Below are 20,960 nucleotides of genomic sequence, written 5' to 3' on the forward strand. Positions count from 1 at the left end.
CCACACTTGTCACTCCCCCTCCTTCTCGGTCCGGACCTAATCTAACACGGCGATCAAATGAATCATCGATCGAACGACGCGGCAGTACCCACAGCACGCCGCCACCGTAGTCAACCCATAGGAGGACCAGGCAATGGCAACCCATACCACAGGAACACGCGAAGACTGGCTCGCGGCGCGCATCGAACTGCTCGCGGCCGAAAAGGAGCACACACGGCGCGGTGACGCATTGGCGCAGCAACGCCAGGCGCTGCCCTGGGTGCGCGTCGACAAGATGTATCGCTTCGAAACCGAAGAGGGCGGCGCCACGCTCGCCGAACTCTTCGAGGGGCGCTCGCAACTGCTCGTTTATCACTTCATGTTCGGGCCGGACTATGCGGCGGGCTGTCCGTCGTGTTCCTCGATTGCGGATGGTTTCGACGGGATCGCGGTACATCTCGCGAATCACGACGTGCGGCTCGTGGCGGTGTCGCGCGCGCCGCTCGCGAAGCTGCTCGCCTACCGCAAGCGCATGGGATGGCATTTTCCGTGGGCCTCGTCGAACGGCAACGACTTCAACTTCGATTTCAACGTGGCGTTCACCACGGCGCAGCAGCGCGCGGGCGACATCGAATACAACTATGCGCGCAGCGGCCACGCCATGGACATGAATCCGCCGCCCGCGCCCGTCGCCGAGTTCGCGGCGAGTTGCGGCACCGACGCGGCGACCTATACGCGCGACCGTCCGGGCCTGAGCGCATTCGTGCTCGAGGACGGCGTGGTCTATCACACGTACTCGACCTATGCCCGCGGTCTCGATGGCGTGTGGGGCATGTACCAGTGGCTCGACCGCGCGCCGAAGGGACGTAACGAGGCCGGCATCTGGTGGCACCGGCATGACGAGTACGCACAGAGCTGAGGCGCATCATGGATAACGTCGGCATGACGGTACGGCCCTGCGGCGGTATACCGCGCGCGATTTTCTTCGGCGTTGCGTCGTTGGTCTTCGCGGCGAGCGCGGCGGCAACGTTCGTCTGGTGCGCTTCGATGCAGGCGATGGGCGGCACGCCGATGCCCGGCGGCTGGACGATGTCCACGCTCTGGACGCCCATGTGTGGACGCACCTGGTTCGACGCCGCCGTATCGTTTGCCGGCATGTGGAATGTGATGATGGTCGCGATGATGTTGCCTGCGGTCACGCCCGCTTTGTGGCGATATTTCGAGGCGCTGGGCGACGCACGCGCGGCGCGTGCGGGTGGGATGACGGTGATGGCTGGGGCGGGTTACTTCTTTGTGTGGCTCGTGGTTGGAGTGCTCGTGTTCGCGGCGGGGGCGCAACTCACCGCGCTAGCCGTCGAAGCGCCTGCATTGGCGCACACCGCGCCAGCCGTGGCCGGTGTTGTCGTCGTGATGGCGGGCGTGTTGCAGTTCTCTGCGTGGAAAGCGCGTTGGCTTGCGTGCTGCGGGAACTTGCCGTCGTGCGGGCATGCGCGGCTCGACGTGCAGGCCGCGCTGCGGCACGGTTTGAGGCTCGGCCGGCATTGCCTGTACTGCTGCGGAAATTTGATGGCGGCGCTGCTTGCGGCAGGCGTGATGGATCGGCCTGCGATGGCGCTGGTCGCGGCGGCGATCGCAGCGGAGCGGTGGATGCCGGGCGGCACAAGAGTCGCGCGCGGGATTGGCGCGGCTGCGATCGCGGCGGGCGTCGCGATGGTGGTGCGGGCGGTGGCCGCATAAAAAAATCGCCGTTCCGCATCCGCGAAACGGCGATAAAACGCTCCGACTCTAACGTCGAACTCACGCCTCCAGACTCGCGCCTGCACACGAGTCTGATCGACGCTCCGGATTGTTGTTGGCAGTCCGGAGTAGCAGCAAGAGGCCGGCCGAATTCCACCTCTGTGCTGCTGGGCGAAGCGCGGCGCGACCAGGGGGACTCCCGGCCTCGCCGCGCTCCGCGCCTCTTGTGGCGGCTTACATGCCGCCGAAAGACTTCTTGACCGTCAGCTTGTTGGTCACCGACGCCACGCCGGGAACGCCCTTCGCGATCTCCTCGACCCTGGCGATCTGCGCGGTGTCCGAAACGGTCCCGTTCAGCGTAATCGCGCCACCCCTGGCCCCGACGCTGATGTTGCCCGCGTTGATCGACTTGTCCTTCCCGATGGCCGCATACACCTTGCGGCGCATGGCACGATTCGCCTGCCTGTCCGTGGGAACTGCCGCGCCAGGAGCAGCCGTTGTCGACGCCGCCTGCGCCCCCGCAGCCGCGCTCGCGTCACCCTGCGCCCACGCACTCATGGAAGCCGCCGCGACGAGCGTCGCGATCGCCAATCCGGCTACCGTAGTTCTCTTCATGAATTGCTCCGTTCTTTCTTGGGTTTATGAGGATCAGAACGCGTGACGAATACCCACCATCGCCGCCGTCGTCGACTGGCCCGGCGCGACCGGCGCTCCGTAGATGATCGTCTGGTTCATGGTCCCCTTGTTGCTGACGTAGCCGACCTGGGCGTAGGCCCTGGTCGCCTTCGAGAGGTTGTATTCGGCGCCCACGGCGACTTCGCTCGAATGATTCGCCGAGTTGTTGCGGTCCTTCAAATAGTAGTAGCCCGAAGTGACCTTGAAGACCGGGCTGAACTGGTAACCCAGGCCAGCCGAGATCATTTCGAAGTTATAGGTTGCTTTGGTGAACAGGCTGGACGCGTTGGACGAGCTGAACGAGCCGGATATCGAGAATCCGCTGATCGTGTACATCGCGCCGACATAATAGAAATTGTTGTTGTTGCGGCCCGTCGCCGGCGCGGCCGGCGTCGTCGGATAGGTGCCCGCGTACGGGTTGGTGTCGTGCCCGCTGTAGTAAACGCCAGCCAGGTTCAGGCCGTAGTTCGAGTACTTGAGCACGGCCGACTCGCGCGTGCCGCCCTGGAACTGCCCCGGCACACCACCCGGCGCGTATTCCAGCGCGAGCGATGCGCCATAGAACTTTGGCGAGTTATAGACGATCGCGTTGCTGTCATAGAGCGCGCCGATCGGCGCATTCGTGCTCGTGCCCGGCCAGCCGGCGGCCTGATTGAGGCCCAGCCACGCGGTGAGAATACTGCCGAAGTACTGCGCGCCGCGTACGTCCGTGTCCGCCATCGCGTAGATCATCGGGATGATCTGCCGGCCTGCGTCGATCGAACCGAACCAACCCGATCCGCCGATGGTCGTGATCTGGTTGAACAGCGCCGTCACGCCCGGCGTGTCGGACAGGCCCGGCTTGCCGTTGTTCGACGTGAACGACCCTTGCAGCTTGAAGTTGATCTTGTAGCCGCCGCCGATGTCCTCGGTCCCCTTCAAACCCCAGATACTCGAAAAGATGCCGCCGTCCTTGAGTTGCCAGACGCTCCCCAGATTCTTCGCAGTCCCCGAAAAGTTTGCGGCCGAAGTGCTCTGGTACAGCACACCGGTGTCGACCACGCCATAAAGCGTGACCGACGATTGCGCATGCGCCGCGCTGGCGAACAGGACCAGCGCTGCCACGCTGCCGAACTTCAATTTCATTGCCTCTCTCCGTGTGTGTGGCTGCCGGGTGGTCCCGGCGCCTTTTGTTGTTGCCTGGTGGGGATTACATGACGTCCTTGCGGCGATCCACGATCTGCATGAGGCGGCTGCTCCATCATCAGACCTTGCATGGTTTGCTATCCTAAGTGACTTCGGTACGTCTGCGGTTCTTGAGTGCGATGCCGTGGCTATGCCTGGCTCGGAGCCGGCGTTTCCATGACACTCACCAGCAGCTTTCCTTGCGCAGTCCGCACAGGAAATGTCGTGACCTTCAGCCCGCCCGCGCCCGGCATACAGCCGCTGCGCACGTCGAAGCGCAGTCCATGCGCGGGGCAGCGCACCATGCATCCTTCGAGTGGGCCGCTCGCGAGCGAGGCGCCGTTGTGGGGGCACGAATTGTCGATCGCGTGCAGCTGTCCTTCGATGTTGAACAAAACGATGCTGCGGCCGTCGACGAAAACCAGCTTGCGCTCGCCCGGCGCAAGTTCGTCGGCCCTACCGATCGATACTTCACGTGTCATCCCCGTTCCCCTCGACTTTCTTCAACTCGCCTCAGTGCGCGACCGCCAGCGCCATCGTGCCGGCCATCGCGACCGGCGAGTACACGCCCGAGAGCGAGTACCCCGTGTTGAACACGAAATACGGCACGCCGTTCACCTGTGGATCGGCGTACGGCGCGCGCTGTCCGGTCGGGTCCGCGAGGCGCTTCGATGCGGCAATGTGAGCCGCCAGGCGCTCACGCTCGAGGCCGCATTCGAGCCCCAGACGCTCGAGCACCGCGTAATCGCCGATGTTCTGGCCTTCCATGAAGTACGCCTCGAGCACGCGGTCGATAAGCACCGCGCTCTGTTCGCGCGTGCCGCGGCTCGCGGCAAACGTGACGAGGTCGTGCGCGGCCGCGGTGTTCGGCAGCACTTCGATGCGATCGAATGCGAACTCGACACCCGCGTCGCGCCCCGCGCGCTGCACCTGCGCGCGCCTCGCGGCCACCGCTTCGTCGCTGCCCAGGCGGTCGCGATAGAACATCTGATACGGCATGCCTTCGAGCGGCGTCCACGGCAGCAATTGGTGTGGGCGCCACTGCACACGCACACGCACGTCGGGCCGCGAATTTGCGAAACGCGCGAGCGCTTCGTCCAGATTGCGCTTGCCGATCAGGCACCACGGGCAGATGAAGTCGAAGAAGGCTTCGATCGTCAGCACGGGCGGCTCGCCCGCGTCGCGACTCGCCTGCGCCGCCCACTTTTGATCAGACAAGTTCATGAATCAACATCTCCGCCATGGGCCATTCGCCGAAACCCGCTGCGGGATTCAGATGACCGACTTCGCCCAGGTCGACGAGGCTGCTGCCCCAGTCCTTCGCCATGGCCTCCACGCGCTCGAAGCGCGCGAGCGGATCGTTGCGGCTCGCGCCCACGATGCTCGGAAACGGCAACGGCTTGCGCGGAATCGGGTTCCAGCCGTGCTCGGCCAGTGCTTCGAATGGCGGGTAACCCGGCGGCAGCGGCGTTTCGAGGTCGGCCGGCGCGGCCAGCAGCGCGCCGTGAATCTTGCGGCTGTGCTGCTGCGCCCAATGCACCGTGATCATCACGCCCGCACTGTGCGCCACGAGAATGACGGGACCGTCGATCTTCGCGAGCGCCGCGTCGAGCGCCGCCACGCGCGCCGCGCAACTGAGCTTGTCGTGCTCGAGCGGCGGCACCGAGACCGCGTTGGGCAGCTTGTGCTGCAGCAGCGTTTGCCAGTGCTCCGCCACGTGGTCGCGCAACCCCGGGACCATCAGCATGGTCGGTGTGGTCTTCAGCGTCATTCGTCAAGGTCTCCTGCGCGCTTCAGTACGGCTTATCGCCAATAATGCCGGCGCGTTCCATCTTGCGGTGGCACGGCGGGTAATCCATCACCGCATAGTGCTGGGTGCTGCGGTTGTCCCAGATCGCGATGCTGTTCGGCTTCCAGCGCCAGCGTACCTGGTACTCCGGAATATAGGCCTGGCTCAAGAGATAGCGCAGCAGGTCGCCCGCGCCCGGGTTGGCGTCCTGCCCGAAGCGCACGCGCTCGGGCGTGTGATAGTTCGTGAAGTGCGTCGTGAATGCGCTCACGAACAGCACTTTCTCGCCGGTCTCCGGATGCGTGCGCACCACCGGGTGCTCCGCATCGGGAAACTGCGCCTTCAAGGCATGGCGCTTCTCGATCGGCATGGCCGCGCCGAAGCTCGCCTCGATACTATGGCGGGCATACAGCCCGGCGATCTGCGCCTTCACGTGTTCCGGCAGCTTATCGTAGGCGAGTGCCATATTCGCCCACATCGTGTCGCCGCCCACGGGCGGGCACTCCACGCAGCGCAGCACCGCGCCGAACTGCGGCGCCTCGCGCCACGTGGCGTCCGCGTGCCACGCGTTTTCGTAGCGATCGTTCGGCTGCTCCGGATTCTTGTAGATGCGCACGAGGCCGGGATGCTCAGGGTCGCTGCCCGCCACCGGATGATCCTCCAGCTCGCCGAAGCGGCGCGCAAACGCCACGTGTTCGGTGCGCGTGATGTTCTGGTCGCGCAGGAAGAGCACGCGGTGCTTGAGCAGCGCCGCGCGAATCCCGGCAAAGAGCGCGTCGTCGTGAACGGCATCGGCGAGATTCACGCCGGTCAGTTCCGCGCCGATGGCATAGGTCAATTGTTCGACTTGCATGCTGCGCTCCTCAGATGACGAAGACCGACGACCCCGTCGTCTTGCGTGCTTCGAGGTCGCGATGCGCCTGCACCGCGTCTTCCAGCGCGTAACGCTGGTTCAGTTCGATCTTGATGCGGCCCGCAGCGACGTGCCCGAACAGCTCGCCGGCCAGCTCGTTCTTCTCCGCGGGGTCCGCAATATAGTCCGCCAGCGCCGGGCGCGTGAGATAGAGCGAGCCCTTCATCGCGAGGATCTGCGGATTGAACGGCGGAATCGGACCGGAAGCCGTGCCGACGCAAACCATCAGGCCGCGGCGCTTGAGCGAGTCGAGCGACGCCTCGAAGGTATCCTTGCCCACGCTGTCGAACACCACGTTCACGCCCGCGCCGTTCGTCAGTTCGCGCACGCGCTTCGCGACATCTTCGCGGCCGTAGTACACGATGTGGTCGCAGCCATGCGCGCGCGCCACTTCGCCCTTCGCCTCGTTCGACACCGTGCCGATCACCGTGAGGCCCAGCAGCTTCGCCCACTGCGAGACGATCAGACCGACACCGCCCGCCGCGGCATGCAGCAGGATCGTGTCGCCGGCCTTGAAGTCGTGAATGCGGCGCATGAGGTACGACGAGGTGAGGCCTCGCATGGTCATGCCGGCCGCCGTTTCGCATGCGATCGCGTCGGGCAGCTTGATGAGCGGGGCCGCCGGAATCAGGCGTTCGGTGCTGTACGCGCCGAGCGTGTTGATGAAGCCGGTGTAGGTCACGCGCTCGCCCACCGCCACGTTGCTCACTTCGGGGCCCACGGCCTCGACCACCCCCGCGGCTTCCACGCCCATGCCGGCAGGCAGCGGAACGGGGTACAGGCCGGAGCGGAAGTAGGTATCCGCGAAATTCAGGCCGACTGCCTCATGGCGCAGGCGGACCTGTCCGGGGCCGGGATCGCCCACTTCGACGCTCTCGTAGCGCAAGACTTCGGGACCGCCGGTTTCGTGGAAACGCACTGCTTTCGCCATGTTCAATCTCCTATCCTTTACTCGAACGCATTGACTCGAACTCAGTCAAGCCGACAAGAACTACTTGTACAATTTCATCGTTGTGCGTGACCACCGGCTTCTTCGCGCAGGGCATTCACACGATCCAGATCGACGGTGTAGTTGCGCTTGCCGATCAGGAAAACCACTGCCGCCACGAGCGGCGCAAACGGTACGAGTTGCAGCGCGCCAAGCAGGCCGATATGGTCGGCGGCAATGCCCGTGAGCACCGCGGCGGGCGCGAGGCCGAGCAGGTTGTTCGCCAGCGTGAGCGTGGCGAACGCCGAGGCATGGATCGAGGGCGGCGTGAGGTTCGCCACCATCGCGCCCGAGGGGCCCGCTGCGCCTGCACAGAAGAACATGGCCGCGCCGATCAGAACCAGTTGCGCGGGGCCGGCCGGCATGCGCAAGCCGACCGCGAGCAGCGTGAAACAGATCAGGCAGTACGCAATCGCGATGCTCCATTTGCGCGCGCCGTTATCCTTGCTGAAGCGGTCCGCGAGATTGCCGCACACCACCATGCCAACGCCCGTCACGAGCACGAACACTGCGGCGGTCCCGGCCGCTTTGCCGGTGGCCATGCCGTAGTAGCGGTTCAGGAAGCTCGGCAACCAGCTCCACACGGCCGCCGGCACGAGCAGATGCACGCCGCTGCCCACATACGCGCACACCACGGAGCGCGTGGAAAACAGGCCCTTGAGCAGCGCGCGCAGGCTCATGCGCATCCCGAGGCCATTCGCCTCGCGGCTCACGCTCGCCGGCTGCAGCGAGGCAATGCGCTTCTCCGTGACGACGATGCGATAGATCACGACCAGCACGATCCCCATGGCTGCCATCGCGCCAAACGCCGCGCGCCAGCCATGCTGCGCAGCCACCGCACCGCCCAGCGCCATGCCCAGCACCGAGCCGAAGGCGCCACCCGCCATGAATGCGCCCGTAATCGTGGAACGCAGGCGCACCGGAAAAATACTGAGGACAACGGCAATCCCCACGCTGCCATAAGCCGCTTCGCCGATGCCGACGAAGGCGCGTGCAAGCAGCATTTCGCCGTAGTTCGTCGAGAGCGCGCAACCAAGCGTCGCGAGACTCCACAACGCCGCCATCAGGACGATGCTCTTCACGCGGCCCCAGCGGTCGGCCAGCACCGACAGCGGAAACGTGAGCACGCCCACCATCAGTGCGACCACGCTGCTCAGCGAGCCGAGCTGCGTGTCCGAAAGACTCCATGCGGTCTTGAGCAGCGGAAAAACCGCATTCAGGACCTGCCGCGACATGTAGTCGGAAAGCAGCAGCCCGACCGTCAAGGCGAACACCACCCACGCATATGCGCGTACGTTCGTCCCGGTCTTCGTCAATTCGCCCGCGGTGGGCTCGGCATGCGTGAGCATGGGTTGTCTCCGTGGTAGCCCGCTCTTCGCCGGGTTCCGTTGTTCTCTCAGTTTCAGCAGGTACGACGCAAGCGCCAAACCCCCGCTTCGAGGCCCGGCACAAGCCTATGCCCGCGCCGGGCCCCACTGCGATTACGCCGCGCGCAGCGGCAGGTTCTTCACGCCGGCCACGCGGTTCGGCGCCATGCCGTTGGCCGCGAGCGTTTCGTCGACCGTTTCGTACTGCACGCCGATGCGATAGATTTCGCGCGCTTCCTTGCCCGTGGCAATCTCACGGCCCAGTTCGCGCGCCACGCGCACGCATTGCTCAATCTGCTGCACGGACGTGAAGCGCTTGCCGTGCTGGTCGATGATCGTATCTTCAATGCCGCAACGCGGGTGCAGGCCCATGGACATCGCCATCATGTTGAACGGCAGCACGTTCTTGAGCAGCGACTCGGCGGTAACGGTGCAGCCATCGGGCGCACGGTGCACGAAGTTGAAGAAGTTGAACGGGTTCGGGCCGTCGAAGCCGCCGCCGATGCCGATCCACGTGAGGTTCAGCGGCCCCTTGTACGCGCCCTTGCGCACGAGGCGATCGAGCGTTTCGAGCGCGTGGATGCCCGTGAGCTGGAAGTGCGGCTGAATGCCCGAAGCCTGCAGACGGCGCAGATGCTCCTCCACCCATGCCGGGCCGGCCGGCACCGTCATTTCGCTATACGCGGCCATGAACGCCGGGTTGGAGAGCGAGGTGCCCGCCAGGTATTCCGGGTAGAGCAGCTCCATGATGTTCATCTGCGTGGTGTTGATCGCCACGGTCACCTGGTCCGGCTTCGGCTCGAGGTCGGCCAGCATGTGACGCGTGTCGTCCGAGAGCCACTTCGCCGCTTCGCCCTCGTCTTCCGGCGCGAACGAGATCGAGCCGCCCACCTGGATGATCATGTCCGGCACCGCGGCGCGCACGCCTGCGATCAGCTCGTTGAACTTCGAGAGGCGTTTGGAGCCCTTGCCGTCGAGTTCGCGCACATGCAGGTGCAGCACCGTTGCGCCCGCGTTGTAGCAATCCACGGCCTTCTGGATCTGTTCTTCCATCGTCACCGGAATGTCTTCCGGGAAGTCTTCGGGCATCCATTCCGGACCATACGGCGCGGTGGTGATGACAACCTTGTCCTGGTTCTCGGGGTGCAGCGAATCGTCGAGGAATTGCATCGTGTTCTCCAATATGGGGACGGTATTTCAACGTTTGGCAACGTGGCCAGAAGCCTGAAATAACGCTCGGAACCTGGCTGATCCGTTGAGATGCACGATACGGCAATCCTGCGCTACACTTTTCTGATTGCGCGCCATCGTTTTAGCTTTTCGCGCCACCAGGCGTTAACACCGAGACAAGCGCAAGCCCATGTTTGACGGGCTGAAAAGGCGCAGCGAGGCCGCAGCATAGAGGAGACACGACAATGGAAACCACGCTGAGCTCGGTCTCGCTGAGCGGTTATTTCGACGTGGCAAAGCGCGTGGGATTGAACCCGGTCGAGCTTGCCCACGAGGCGGGCGTGGACGCCGCGGCGCTCGCAACTCCCGACCAACGCGTCCCCGCCGCCGCTGCGTGCCGGTTGCTGGAGCGTTCGGCGGAAAAGGCCGCGTGCCCGACGTTCGCGCTGCAAATGGCCGAGACGCGCCACAAGTTCGGCACTGGCGTGGTCAACATTCTGCTCGCGCACAAGCGCACGCTGCGCGAGGTGCTGCTCGCCACCGCCGAATACCGGCACCTGCTCAACGAAGCGCTCGCGATCTTTGTCGAAGACACGGGCGCAACCGTCACGATCCGCGAGGAACTGGTCGTCGATCCGGGCACCCCCACATACCAGGCCATCGAACTCGCAGTGGGCGTGCTCGCGCGTCACTCCAGCGCGCTGCTGGGCGAGCACTGGAAACCGCGCGCGGTGCACTTCGTTCACCAGGCGCCGCCCAGCCTCACGTTTCATCGGCGTTTTTTCGGCTGCCCGCTGGAATTCGGCAGCGACTTCAACGGCATCGTATGCGCGGCCGCCGACCTCGACTACCCGAACCCCGCCGCCGACCCGGAACTGGTGCGCTACGCGGAAAGCCTCGCCGAATCGCTCAACGCAACGGGCGTCGATTCCACGGCACTCGAGGTGCGCAAGGCGATCTACCTGCTGCTGCCGCTCGAGCAGGCCAGCGTCGAAGGGGTGGCCGCGCATCTGCGGCTGAGCGTGCGCACGATGCAACGTCAGCTCGGCGTCGCCAATACGAGCTTCACGCGGCTCGTGGAGGAAGTGCGGGGCGAACTTGCCGTGCGCTACATGAGCAACCCGCGCTATCCCATCGGACGTGTGTCCGCCCTGCTCGGCTACGCCCAGCAGGGCTCGTTCACGAACTGGTTCAGCGCGCGCTTCGGCATGACGCCGCGCGACTGGCGCAATAGCCATTTGATCTGAAGCGACGGGACGACGGCGCGCGTGCCCTGCCGTGTGGTCCTTTAGTCCCTTAGTCCTTTAGTCCCTTAATCCCTTGGTCCCTCAGCCCGTATGCGGAAGCGGGTGCAAGTCAGGCGCGTCGGCATCGAACGTGGTCATGAGGCGCACCAGATCGGCAAGCGAGTTCGCCTTCATCTTCTCCATGACGCGCGCCCGGTGAATCTTGATCGTTTTCTCCGCCGCGCCCAGTTCGTCGGCCACGAGCTTGTTCGGCCGGCCCGTCACCACGAGCGCCATGACCTCGCGCTCGCGCGGCGTGAGTTTTTCCACCCGGCGCTGGATCTCCGCGCGCTGCTCGCGTTGTTCGTATAGCTGGCCTGCGCGTTCGAGCGCGCGCGACGTGGCTTCGAATAGCACCTGCGCGTCGATCGGCTTCGTCAGGAAATCCGATGCGCCCGCCTTCATCGCGCGCACCGCCGTATCCATGTCGCCATGGCCCGAAACGAAGACGATCGGCACCCTGCCCTCGAGCCGCTGCTGCAATTCAATGCCGCTCAGGTCGGGCAACTGGAGATCGAGCAGCAGGCAGGCAGGCGCGCTCGTCAGGTCCGCGCCGTCGAGGAAGGCGCTGGCGCTGCCGTACGCCTGTGCCGTGTAGCCGCCGGATCGCAACAAGCGGCATAGTGCGTTGCGAACGTGCTCGTCGTCGTCCACAACGAACACGATGGAAACTGGCGAGTTCATGGTGAAAAACGCGTGGTCGTCTGCACGCACGCGCCCTCCGCGGGAAGTTCGATATGGAACGTCAGGCCGCGATCAGCGTTGCGCTCGGCCCATAGCTGGCCGCCGTGCGCCATGACGATGGTGCGGCTGATGGAGAGGCCAAGACCCAGCCCGTGGGGCTTGGACGTCATGAACGGCTTGAACAGCGTGACGAGCCGATCGGCATCGACACCCGGCCCATGATCGCGGATCGCGAGGCGCACCTTGCCGCGATCCTCGCTTGCCGTCACGAAGATGCACACCCTGCGATCTTCCGCGTGGCAGTCGTGCACCGCATCGAGCGCATTCAGGAGCAAATTGACGAGCACCTGCTGCAGTTGAACCGCATCGCCGTGCACTTGCGGCAGCCCGTCTTCGATGCGCGCGCCCACTGCCGCGCCACAGGTTTCCGTCTCGCGGCGCAGCAGGCGCACCACGTCGCGCACGAGGCTGCCGACATCGACGGGGCACAGCTCGGGCGGCTCGCAGCGCGCGGACTGGCGCATCTTGCGGATGATCGCGTGCGCACGCGTGCTGTCGGACACGACCTCGCCAAGCAGCTCCCGCAAGTCGCTCATGGCCGGCGGGCTCTGGGCGAGAAACCGTTGCGCGGCCTGTGCGTTGCTGAGAATGGCCGTGAGCGGCTGATCGACTTCGTGCGCGAGCGCGGCGGCCATGTCGCCCACTTCGGACGCCCGTTCCCGACGCAACCGGCGCGGTTCGCTGCCGGACTCCGCGAGCGTCGTGTCGCGCCTTTCCGGTTCGATGACGACCACCATGCGCGCCGCAGGTCCGGCGGCGAGCGATGCCGAAGCGCTCACATGCACGTCGATATCGGCGCCGTTCTTCGCGCGCGCGATGGCCACGCGCGTCACGCTATGCGGCAACCCTTGCGCGGACTTCAGTGCGCCGAACGATACGGGGCGTGCGTCTCTTCGCCAGGCGACGAGCACGTTTTCGATGCGCATGCCGATCAATTCGCCCAGGGCATAGCCGAGCACGTGGGTGGCCATGCCATTGGCCCATGCGACGCTGCCCGCTTCGTCGATCAAGAGCGCCGCCGCGGGCACGACTTCGAGAACGCTGTGCAGACTTTGCGCAATGGCCTGTGTGGCCTGCGCCGACGCGTGGCCGGTGTTGCGCGCGGCCAGTGCGTTGCCGTTCGGCAGAGTGCGCGGCTTGATTCTGTCGAGCCACGCCAGCAGGCCGGCCGCTGCGTGTTCGGCTCTCGGTCTGTTCAGTTTTAGTTTTTCGTTCCCCATGTCTGCCCTGATCACGGTGTCCTCCGGCTACGCTGCCCTGCTCCGGCAGCCTGCGAATCGTTTCAAACGCTTCAGCGCCCAGGCGGGGCGGATTTGACGAGCACCGGCATTCCGGCCGTTTTGCGGTGCAAACTGCGCCCCAATGATGACTGCAGCTTACTTTTGATTATCGAAGAACGCTCCGGCATGGGCGGAGAATGAGTCAGTCATTGAAGAAAAGAACGGATGGGATCATGATTGCGGAACCGCTTCGCTGTACGCTTTCACCGCGCGTTAATTATATGAAAGAAATTGCCGATGATTCGTTCCGCGCGCAATTGTTTTCGATAACTTTTTCCGCATATAACGCTAATCAGGCGCTAAGGCCTTGAATGCGCTTGCACCGGACTATATACACTGACTATTTACCGGGAATATTTGCGAACGTTTTCTTTGATTTGGTAATTGGCTCGCGAAATCATCTCTATTCAATACGAATGGCGATCGTGCAGTTTGTCGCGTGGCATTATCTATTCTGTTTTTTATGAAATAGTCGCCACCATTATTTCGATCTGGAAACGCGCGAAATGGCCTGCAGAATCCCTCACACGTCCGGCGCGTGACAGCTCGGTAAACGCCGTTGTCGATCAAGGCGCCGAAGCTGGCGCGGCTGCACTCGCCGCATGATGTTGCGTCGTATTTTGCTGACCATGTTGCCGGGACTGGCTCGAGCGGGCCTTGTGCTCCGCTTTGCGCTGCACGTCCCGCATCTGCCTGGTACCCATCGTTCCCGCTTGCGCAAATACTTCAGACATGAAGGCGGGCGCACAAAGCAGGAGCACCGTCGCACACGGCACAGCAAGGCGCATTTTCATTTGGGATCTCCAGGTGTCGGCGCTGCCGCCCTCGACGAGTGAATAGCATCATTGCGCCGCCATTGCGGTGTCAATAGGACTCTGGTCCGATTGCCAGCACAGCGTGGCTTGCCGGACTATACCCGTGGGGCTCTCCGCCTCGCCACACTCGAACAAGAATGCGCGCACGCGCTCGCCCCTTCACGTTGTCGCTATCCGTCCCGCACTCCGGTTGAGCAAACAATTGGAAGGATCGGCCATGACCTCATGGATCAAACAACGCACGTACACCCTCTGCCTGCTCGTGCTCGCGTTGCTCCTGGCAGGCGCTCAGGCGGTGCGCGCGCAAGACGCGCCGCAGCCCGCCCCCTACAAGCCCGAGGAGCTGGAGGCGCTGGTCGCGCCCATTGCGCTCTATCCCGATTCGGTGCTGGCGCAAGTCCTGATGGCATCGACTTACCCGCTCGAAATCGTGCATGCGGCCCGCTGGGTCAAGGAGCACCCGAAGCTGAAGGGCGACGAAGCCGTGAAGGCCGTGCAGGACCAGCCATGGGACACGAGCGTGAAGTCGCTCGTCGCGTTCCCGCAGGCGCTCGAGCCGATGAACGACAAGCTCGACTGGACCCAGAAACTCGGTGACGCGTTCCTCGCCCAGGAAAAGGATGTGCTCGCCGCCGTGCAGCGCCTGCGTGCACGCGCACAGGACTCGGGCAACCTCAAGAGCAATGAGCAGCAAAAGGTCGTGGTCGAGCAGCCGCCCGCGCAAGGCGGCCAGACCATCGTGAAGATCGAGCCTGCCAAGCCCGAGGTGATCTACGTACCCGCGTACAACCCCACGGTCGTGTACGGCGCGTGGAGCTACCCGGCTTACCCGCCGTACGCCTGGCCACCCTATCCCGCATACTATCCCGGCGGCGCGCTGATGACCGGCTTCGCGTGGGGCGTCGGGCTCGCCGCCGCGGGCGCGATCTTCGGCAATTGCAACTGGGGCGGCGGCGACGTCAACATCAACGTGGACAAGGCGCGCAACGTCAATCGCAACTTCGACAGCACCAAGGTCCAGGGAGGCAAGTGGCAGCACGATGCCAGCCACCGCCAGGGCGTCGCATACCGTGACAACGCCACGCGCGAGAAATTCGGCAACAACGTGGCAGGCGCCGACGGCCGCCGCGACTATCGCGGCCGCAATGGCCAGAATGGCCAGAACGGCGCCAGCGTGGCGGACCGCGCCGGCAACCGCACGGGCGGCGGTGCAGGCGGCCAGGGCCTGGGCAATGGCAACCGCGGGAATCAGGGCAATCCCGGCAATCGCGGCGGCGCGGGCAACAACGCGAGCGTCGGCAATCGCGCGAACCTCGCCGACAACGGAGCGGGTGGCAATCGCGGAGACCTTGGCAATAACGGTGCCGGCGGCAATCGCGGCGGCATGGCTAACAATGCCGGCGGGAGCAATCGCGTGAGCACCGGGGCAGGCGGCGGGTTTGGCGGCGGCGGTGGAGGGAGCTACGGCGGCGGCGGCCGCGATGGCGCCTTCCAGGGTGTGGGCGGCGGCGGCGCCACCCAGCGCGACGCGAGTCGCGGCCGCTCCAGCATGCAGTCTTCAGGGTTCAATCGTCCGAGCGGCGGCGGCGGTATGCGCGGCGGTGGCGGCGGTCGTGGCGGCGGCAGACGCTAGGGAGAACGGCCATGAACAGACATGAGTTTCTCCGTCCGGCTGCATCGGCAGTACTCGCGGCGGCGATCGCCATCGCACTGCTGGTATTCGCGCCGCGGCCTTGCGCGGCCGCCGGGCAAAACACCTTCGCTACGCCCGACGCGGCGATGGCCGCGTTCGGCGACGCCGTGGCCGGCAACGACGAGGCGGAACTGCGCACGCTCTTCGGCGCAGATTTCCGCCAGCTCATCCCGCCGGTCGGCGCTCAGATCCGCGACAAGTTCCTGAGTGAATGGCAGACTTCGCACACCATTCAGGATACCGATGCAAATCACGCGATGATCGCCGTGGGCGACGACGGCTGGACCTTTCCGGTCCCGCTCGTCAAGACCGCCCAGGGCTGGCACTTCGACACGCACGCCGGTGTCGAGGAAATGCGCGTGCGCCGCATTGGCCGCAACGAGCTTGCCGTGATGCAGACGATGCTCGCGGTCTACGACGCGCAACGCGAATATGCGCAGACCTATCACGACGGCAGCGACATGCTGGTCTACGCCAGCAAGCTCGCGAGTTCGCCGGGCAAGCATGACGGCCTGTACTGGCCGACCGATCCCGACGCCGCGCCGAGCCCGCTAGGCGTCGCATTCCTCAAGGCCGGCGCGCGCAACGCCGAAAACGCAGGTTACTACGGCTACCACTACAAGCTGCTGACCTCGCAGGGTCCGCACGCGCCCGGCGGCGCATATAACTACATGGTTGGCAGCAAGCTGTTCGGCGGCTTTGGCGTCGTTGCGTGGCCGGTGCGGTACGGCGACACGGGTATCAAGACCTTCATGGTCAGCCACGACGGCCAGGTCTACGAGCGCGATCTCGGCCGGGATGGCGCGGCAAAAGCCGAAGCGATGACATCCTTCGATCCGGGCCCGGGCTGGTCGAAGGCTGCGCCGTGACACTCGGCACTGGCGCTGCGCCACTGCGTTTCACGGTGCGCGCGCGGGCTCGGGGGCCGACGCTCGCGCCGGCGCGTCTTCACCGAGCATGTAGAGCAGCAGCGCGTCGCGATCGGGTGCGCTCATCGCCGCCGTCGAGCGCATGAGCACCGCGCTCGCCCAGCAGACGTCGGCCATCGTGGCGCCAGGGCCGCCATTCGTGACGCGCTCGAGCCGCGCCACGGACTGCGGATCGCCAGCGAGGGCCGCGTTGACCGCATCGTCGAGATGCCGCAACGCCCGCTCGTATGCCACGGGCGTGGGCAGCCTGACTGGCGCGGCGAGCAGGGATCGGATCACCACGCGATAAAGCAACGAGAAGTATTCGGCCGTGTCGGCATCGCTCATGCTGCCGATCGAAATGCCCTGAGCAAGGTCCTGCACGCTCGCCATGCCCTGGCAATTGCCGCGCGCCGCGCGTCCCATGTATTTCGCGAGCAGCGTGAGGTACGCCAGGCGGTCTTGTGGCGTCAGGCGCGCGATGCCGCCGCGGATCAGGCGCTCGCGCGCCGCGTCGTCGCGCAGCCGGGCTTCGAGGCCCGCCATGCCGCCGGGCACGGCGACCGCCACGGCAGGGTCCGCACGCAGCCGGTAGAACCACGTTTCGACGATGCGCGCCTTGATCGTCTCCTGCTCGACGCCGGCCTCGCGCAATGCCACCGCGCTCTGCGCGGACCTCGGCTCGGGGGGCGCAACAACGTAATCGAGCACTGCGAAAAGTCCCGCCGGTGTGTCCTCGTTGCGCGGCACGCTGCCCGACGCATCGTGGCCCGCCAGCGCCAGCGCCGCGCTCAGTGCGAGCCACGCACAATGCAACGTCTTCATGAGATCCCGCGTGGCGTGCTCACTCCGTCGCACTGCCAACTGTTGCATGCTCCGCGCGAATCGCGGCGGCAATGTCGGCGCTGATGGTGGCGAGTGCGCGATCGTGCGCGTCGACGAGCGCGCCGTAGTCCTGGCTCGTCACCTGCTCGTGCGCTACGGTGTGCCCGAGCGTCAGCGCCTGGTGACCCGGCGGGCGCACGACCCATTGCGCGTCGATCGTCACCGAGTCTCCCAGTACGCTGTCGATGCGCGTGATATCGACGCGAACGCGCCAGACCGGCGGGGTGGCCGCGCCATCGAACGTCGAGACGTGCGCCGTGCCGAGCCGCTGTGCAAGGTCCGCGGCAACGACGCGCCCAACGTCCAGTTTGAGCGGCGTGGCCCAGCGCGCGAACTCGTTCATCTGGATCGTGTTGTCCGGATTGCGCGTGACGATTTGCGGCCGGTCCACCATGTCGGGCACAGTCACGGGACCGACGACGACATCGAGTGCAGCGGCGCTCGTCGGCACGGCGGGCGATGCGCTGGCCGTCGCGGCGCTCGCATCATCGGCGCGCAACGCATAGAACGTGGGCGACGGCGAGGAGCACCCGGCGAGACACGCCATCGCAACGGCGAGAACGGCAGGCAGAGTCAGGTTGCGGCGGTTCACTGCTTGCCTCCAGGTTTGCCCTGCACCACGGCCTCGGGATGGCGCTCGAGATAATCCGTAAGCATGCGCACGGACGCGGCGGTGCGGGCCAGTTCGCGCATGGCGTCGCTCGTGTTCTGCTGGAGCTGCGAGTCGGGCTGCAAGGCATCGGTGGCCGAGTTGAGCGTGGATCTTGCCGCCGAAAGCGTATCGTGCGCCTGCGGCACCACGTCGGTGCCGAGCTTCGCCACCACGTCGTTCGCACTTTGCAGCGTGCGCTGCGCACTCGCGCCGATGGCCTCGAACGGAATACCGTTGAGCTTCGCGAGCAGTCGCGTGAGCGAATCCTGCAGCGACTGCAACGTGCGCGGCACCGTCGGCATCTCGGGCGGCGTTCTCGACCAGTCGATCTTAGCCTTCGCAGCGTCCGGGAAGACGTCGAAGGCGACGTAGAGCTGTCCTGTGAGAGGATTACCCGAGCGCAGCTGGAACCGGAAGCCGCTGGCAACCAGGAACTCGGCAAGCTGGCGCGGTTGCGAAGTGAGGCGTCCGGCCGGCTGGCCTTTCTCGAAGCGCGACGTAAAGCGCTCCGGATACAGATTGATTTCAACAGGAATGCTGAACTGTTTCTTCACCGGGTCGAAGCGCGTGTAGATACGTGTGACCTCGCCAATCACGACGCCGCGGAAATCGACCGGCGCGCCCACTGTGAGCCCGCGCACGGAGTCGTAGAAGGTCACGACGTAGGTGTCGACAATGCGGTCATGCTCCTTCATCGAGTCGGCGTGCGTGGCGTAAAGCTCGAACTTCGAGTCTGCGTCGGCCTCGGGCGGTTCACCGCCGGCGTCGGCGTCGGGCGTTTCGAACGCCACGCCGCCGATGAGCAGCGACACCACCGACTGCGTGTTGATCTGCACGCCGTCCGGGCTGAGCGAGACGTCGAGTCCACTCGCATGCCAGAAGCGCGTGTCGCTGCGCACGAACCTGTCGTAGGGCGCGTTCACGAACACGCGCAGCGTCACGCCCTTGCCGTTCGGGTCCATTTCATAGGAAGCAATCTGTCCGACCTGAAGACGGCGGAAGAACACCGGCGAGCCGACATCGAGCGAGCCCATGTTCACGCTGTGCAACACGAATTCGCGCCCCGGGATGTCGCTCGGAATCGCAGGCGGGACTTCGAGTCCCACGAAGTCGTGGCGCGCTTTGCTGGAGTTGCCTTCGTCCATGCCGACAAAAGAGCCCGAGAGCAGCGTGCTCAGGCCCGAAACCGTACCGCCGGAAATGCGCGGGCGCACGACCCAGAAGCGCGTGTTGTCGACGAGCATGCTCGCCGCGTCCTTCACGAGTTCGCCCGTCGCGATCACACGCTTGTGATCGGGCGAGAGCGTGACCGCCTTCACCACGCCGATATCGACGTCCTTGTACTTGATCTTCGTCTTGCCGGCCTCGAGGCCGTCGCCGGTCTTGAAGCTGATCGTGATCGTCGGCCCTTCCTCGATGATCGCCTTGGCAGCGAGCCAGCCGCCAATGAGCACCGCCACGATCGGCACGAGCCAGACAATCTGCATGCGCCAGCGCGAGCCGCGCGCCGGCTTCGCCTCGGGCAGGCCCGGCAAGGAATCGTCGTTACCGGGTGCTGCCATTTTCGTGCTCCATCGCGTCCCAGATGAGACGCGGGTCGAACATGTTCGCGGCGAACATGGTGAGGATCACGACGGCACCGAAAGCGATCGCGGCGGGGCCCGCCTTGATCGTGGCGAGCGCGTTGAACTGCACCAGCGCGACGAGCATCGTGATCACGTAGATGTCGAGCATCGACCAGCGGCCGACCAGCTCGATCAGCCGGTAGATGCGCGTGCGTTGCTCGGGCAGCCATGTCCAGCGGCGCTGCGTGGTCCACGTCAGATACGAAAGCCCCAGGATCTTCAGCATGGGCACGGCGATGCTGGCAATGAACACGAGCAGCGCGAGCGGCCACGAACCCGACACCCACAGATACACCACACCGCTCATGATCGTGTCCTTCTGCGAGCCGAACAGCGAACTCGTGTCCATGACGGGCAGCACATTCGCCGGTACGTACAGCACCATCGCCGCAACCAGCAGCGCCCACGTGCGCGACAGGCTCGCGACCTTGCGCATGTGCAGCGCGCTGCCGCAGCGCGGGCACGTCGCCGCATGCGCGGCCGCCGGCATGCGCGCGAGCATTCCGCACGCATGGCAGCGCGCGATGCCGCACGCGGCGCCCGTGAGCGGGCCTGCGGCGCGCTCGCCTCGCGCTCTGGCCGCCTCGCCCGACGCGTAGCGCGTCGTCACGCTGGGCGTGTCGAGCGCCCTGACCGCGTTGGCCGGTTGCGTTGCCCGCGCCACGCGCGACCAGAACTGGCGCGCGTCGAACGCCGCGCTCGCGCCCGCGAGCACCAGCATCAACGCGCCGAACGACCACAACGCGACACCCGTCACGACCGTTGCGATATGGGACAGCTTCACGAGCGCGACCAGCAGGCCGAGTATCAGCACCTCGGTCATGCCCCACGGCCGTGCGATGTACATCGCGCGGAACAGGAGCGGCGCCTGCCACGGCGCGCGGTCGATCGCGAGCGGCACGAGGAGGGCGAGCAGACACACGACCTGCAGGCCAGGCATGAGGATCGTCGTGGCGAACACCAGCGCCGCGATGGGCCACATGCCGTCGAGATAGAGAATCTCGACCGAATGCCACAGCGTCGTGCGTACGAGATTGCCGTTCACCGAGAGTCCGACGATCGGATACAGGTTGGAAATGACGAACAGCACGAGTGCGCCCAACGCGAACGCGAGCGCACGGCCGAGGCTTTCCGGCAGATTCCTTTCCAGTTCGGCGTTGCAGCGCAGGCAGCGCAGGGTGCCCCCCGGCGGGCAAGGCGCGCCGCGCTGCATGAGATCGCAGTCGTGGCAAACGAGAAGCTCAGCGCGCTTCATTGCGGGGCCTCCCTGAATCCGGTCGTGGCGTGGTC

21 protein-coding genes are annotated in these 20,960 nt (G+C 65.3%); 6 read left to right on the forward strand and 15 right to left on the reverse strand.

Annotation, left to right across the window (positions count from 1 at the left end; all coding sequences use genetic code 11):
- Window positions 1-133 precede the first annotated feature (133 nt).
- Window positions 134-898, forward strand: coding sequence for a DUF899 domain-containing protein (locus tag AB4Y36_RS12860; protein ID WP_368683139.1), 765 nt, complete (start codon window positions 134-136; stop codon window positions 896-898).
- 8 nt (window positions 899-906) lie between these two features.
- Window positions 907-1,716: a DUF2182 domain-containing protein gene (locus AB4Y36_RS12865; RefSeq protein ID WP_368683140.1), complete on the forward strand. Its 810-nt coding sequence runs from the start codon at window positions 907-909 to the stop codon at window positions 1,714-1,716.
- 234 nt (window positions 1,717-1,950) lie between these two features.
- Here AB4Y36_RS12865 and AB4Y36_RS12870 read toward each other — a convergent pair whose 3' ends face one another.
- The 9 genes from AB4Y36_RS12870 to AB4Y36_RS12910 form a co-directional block, all read right to left on the reverse strand.
- Window positions 1,951-2,331 carry a BON domain-containing protein gene (locus AB4Y36_RS12870; RefSeq protein ID WP_069263139.1) on the reverse strand — a complete coding sequence of 127 codons (381 nt, stop codon included), beginning with the start codon at window positions 2,329-2,331 and terminating at the stop codon, window positions 1,951-1,953.
- A gap of 33 nt (window positions 2,332-2,364) precedes the next feature.
- Window positions 2,365-3,516: a porin gene (locus AB4Y36_RS12875; RefSeq protein WP_368683141.1), complete on the reverse strand. Its 1,152-nt coding sequence runs from the start codon at window positions 3,514-3,516 to the stop codon at window positions 2,365-2,367.
- Window positions 3,517-3,704: 188 nt separating this feature from the next.
- Window positions 3,705-4,037, reverse strand: coding sequence for a Rieske (2Fe-2S) protein (locus tag AB4Y36_RS12880; RefSeq protein WP_368683142.1), 333 nt, complete (start codon window positions 4,035-4,037; stop codon window positions 3,705-3,707).
- Between the two features lie 31 nt (window positions 4,038-4,068).
- Window positions 4,069-4,779: a DsbA family oxidoreductase gene (locus AB4Y36_RS12885; RefSeq protein ID WP_368683143.1), complete on the reverse strand. Its 711-nt coding sequence runs from the start codon at window positions 4,777-4,779 to the stop codon at window positions 4,069-4,071.
- Window positions 4,766-5,326 carry an RBBP9/YdeN family alpha/beta hydrolase gene (locus tag AB4Y36_RS12890; protein ID WP_368683144.1) on the reverse strand — a complete coding sequence of 187 codons (561 nt, stop codon included), beginning with the start codon at window positions 5,324-5,326 and terminating at the stop codon, window positions 4,766-4,768. Before AB4Y36_RS12890 ends, AB4Y36_RS12885 begins: the two co-directional genes overlap by 14 nt.
- A gap of 22 nt (window positions 5,327-5,348) precedes the next feature.
- Window positions 5,349-6,197 (reverse strand): TauD/TfdA dioxygenase family protein, encoded by an 849-nt coding sequence (locus AB4Y36_RS12895; RefSeq protein ID WP_368683145.1) that lies wholly within the window; start codon window positions 6,195-6,197, stop codon window positions 5,349-5,351.
- A gap of 10 nt (window positions 6,198-6,207) precedes the next feature.
- Entirely contained in the window at window positions 6,208-7,188 is a 981-nt protein-coding gene (locus AB4Y36_RS12900) for a quinone oxidoreductase (protein ID WP_069263134.1), read from the reverse strand.
- Window positions 7,189-7,262: 74 nt separating this feature from the next.
- Window positions 7,263-8,594 (reverse strand): MFS transporter, encoded by a 1,332-nt coding sequence (locus AB4Y36_RS12905; protein WP_368683146.1) that lies wholly within the window; start codon window positions 8,592-8,594, stop codon window positions 7,263-7,265.
- Between the two features lie 132 nt (window positions 8,595-8,726).
- Window positions 8,727-9,782 (reverse strand): 3-keto-5-aminohexanoate cleavage protein, encoded by a 1,056-nt coding sequence (locus tag AB4Y36_RS12910; RefSeq protein WP_368683147.1) that lies wholly within the window; start codon window positions 9,780-9,782, stop codon window positions 8,727-8,729.
- A gap of 245 nt (window positions 9,783-10,027) precedes the next feature.
- Here AB4Y36_RS12910 and AB4Y36_RS12915 point away from each other — a divergent pair, with 245 nt between their 5' ends.
- Window positions 10,028-11,029, forward strand: coding sequence for an AraC family transcriptional regulator (locus tag AB4Y36_RS12915; RefSeq protein WP_069263131.1), 1,002 nt, complete (start codon window positions 10,028-10,030; stop codon window positions 11,027-11,029).
- An 81-nt stretch (window positions 11,030-11,110) separates the two neighbouring features.
- Here AB4Y36_RS12915 and AB4Y36_RS12920 read toward each other — a convergent pair whose 3' ends face one another.
- Window positions 11,111-11,752 carry a response regulator transcription factor gene (locus AB4Y36_RS12920; protein ID WP_368602719.1) on the reverse strand — a complete coding sequence of 214 codons (642 nt, stop codon included), beginning with the start codon at window positions 11,750-11,752 and terminating at the stop codon, window positions 11,111-11,113.
- Complete coding sequence (locus AB4Y36_RS12925; protein WP_368602720.1) at window positions 11,749-13,032, reverse strand: PAS domain-containing sensor histidine kinase; 1,284 nt, start codon at window positions 13,030-13,032, stop codon at window positions 11,749-11,751. The genes AB4Y36_RS12920 and AB4Y36_RS12925 overlap by 4 nt, the downstream gene beginning before the upstream one ends.
- A 444-nt stretch (window positions 13,033-13,476) precedes the next feature.
- On the opposite strand from AB4Y36_RS12925, the gene AB4Y36_RS12930 reads away from it, so the two are divergent.
- The 3 genes from AB4Y36_RS12930 to AB4Y36_RS12940 all read left to right on the forward strand — a co-directional run bounded on the left by AB4Y36_RS12930 (window position 13,477) and on the right by AB4Y36_RS12940 (window position 16,469).
- The gene (locus tag AB4Y36_RS12930; RefSeq protein ID WP_368683148.1) at window positions 13,477-13,698 is read left to right on the forward strand and encodes a hypothetical protein; all 222 of its coding nucleotides are present in this window, start codon (window positions 13,477-13,479) and stop codon (window positions 13,696-13,698) included.
- A 426-nt stretch (window positions 13,699-14,124) separates the two neighbouring features.
- Window positions 14,125-15,540, forward strand: coding sequence for a DUF3300 domain-containing protein (locus AB4Y36_RS12935; protein ID WP_368602721.1), 1,416 nt, complete (start codon window positions 14,125-14,127; stop codon window positions 15,538-15,540).
- Window positions 15,541-15,551: 11 nt separating this feature from the next.
- Window positions 15,552-16,469, forward strand: coding sequence for a DUF2950 domain-containing protein (locus tag AB4Y36_RS12940; RefSeq protein ID WP_368683149.1), 918 nt, complete (start codon window positions 15,552-15,554; stop codon window positions 16,467-16,469).
- 30 nt (window positions 16,470-16,499) lie between these two features.
- Here the strand turns inward: AB4Y36_RS12940 and AB4Y36_RS12945 are convergent, their stop codons facing one another.
- Genes AB4Y36_RS12945 through AB4Y36_RS12960 form a run of 4 tightly spaced genes read right to left on the reverse strand, consistent with a single transcriptional unit; the run spans window position 16,500 to window position 20,925 of the window.
- Window positions 16,500-17,333: a hypothetical protein gene (locus AB4Y36_RS12945; protein WP_368683150.1), complete on the reverse strand. Its 834-nt coding sequence runs from the start codon at window positions 17,331-17,333 to the stop codon at window positions 16,500-16,502.
- Window positions 17,334-17,352: 19 nt separating this feature from the next.
- Window positions 17,353-17,985: a PqiC family protein gene (locus tag AB4Y36_RS12950; protein WP_342948608.1), complete on the reverse strand. Its 633-nt coding sequence runs from the start codon at window positions 17,983-17,985 to the stop codon at window positions 17,353-17,355.
- Window positions 17,982-19,607, reverse strand: coding sequence for an intermembrane transport protein PqiB (locus AB4Y36_RS12955; protein WP_368683151.1), 1,626 nt, complete (start codon window positions 19,605-19,607; stop codon window positions 17,982-17,984). Before AB4Y36_RS12955 ends, AB4Y36_RS12950 begins: the two co-directional genes overlap by 4 nt.
- Window positions 19,591-20,925, reverse strand: coding sequence for a paraquat-inducible protein A (locus AB4Y36_RS12960; RefSeq protein ID WP_368683152.1), 1,335 nt, complete (start codon window positions 20,923-20,925; stop codon window positions 19,591-19,593). Before AB4Y36_RS12960 ends, AB4Y36_RS12955 begins: the two co-directional genes overlap by 17 nt.
- Between the last annotated feature and the right edge of the window lie 35 nt (window positions 20,926-20,960).

This window comes from Paraburkholderia sp. BR10936 (genome assembly GCF_040965735.1).
GTDB classification, from domain to species: Bacteria; Pseudomonadota; Gammaproteobacteria; order Burkholderiales; family Burkholderiaceae; genus Paraburkholderia; species Paraburkholderia nodosa_A.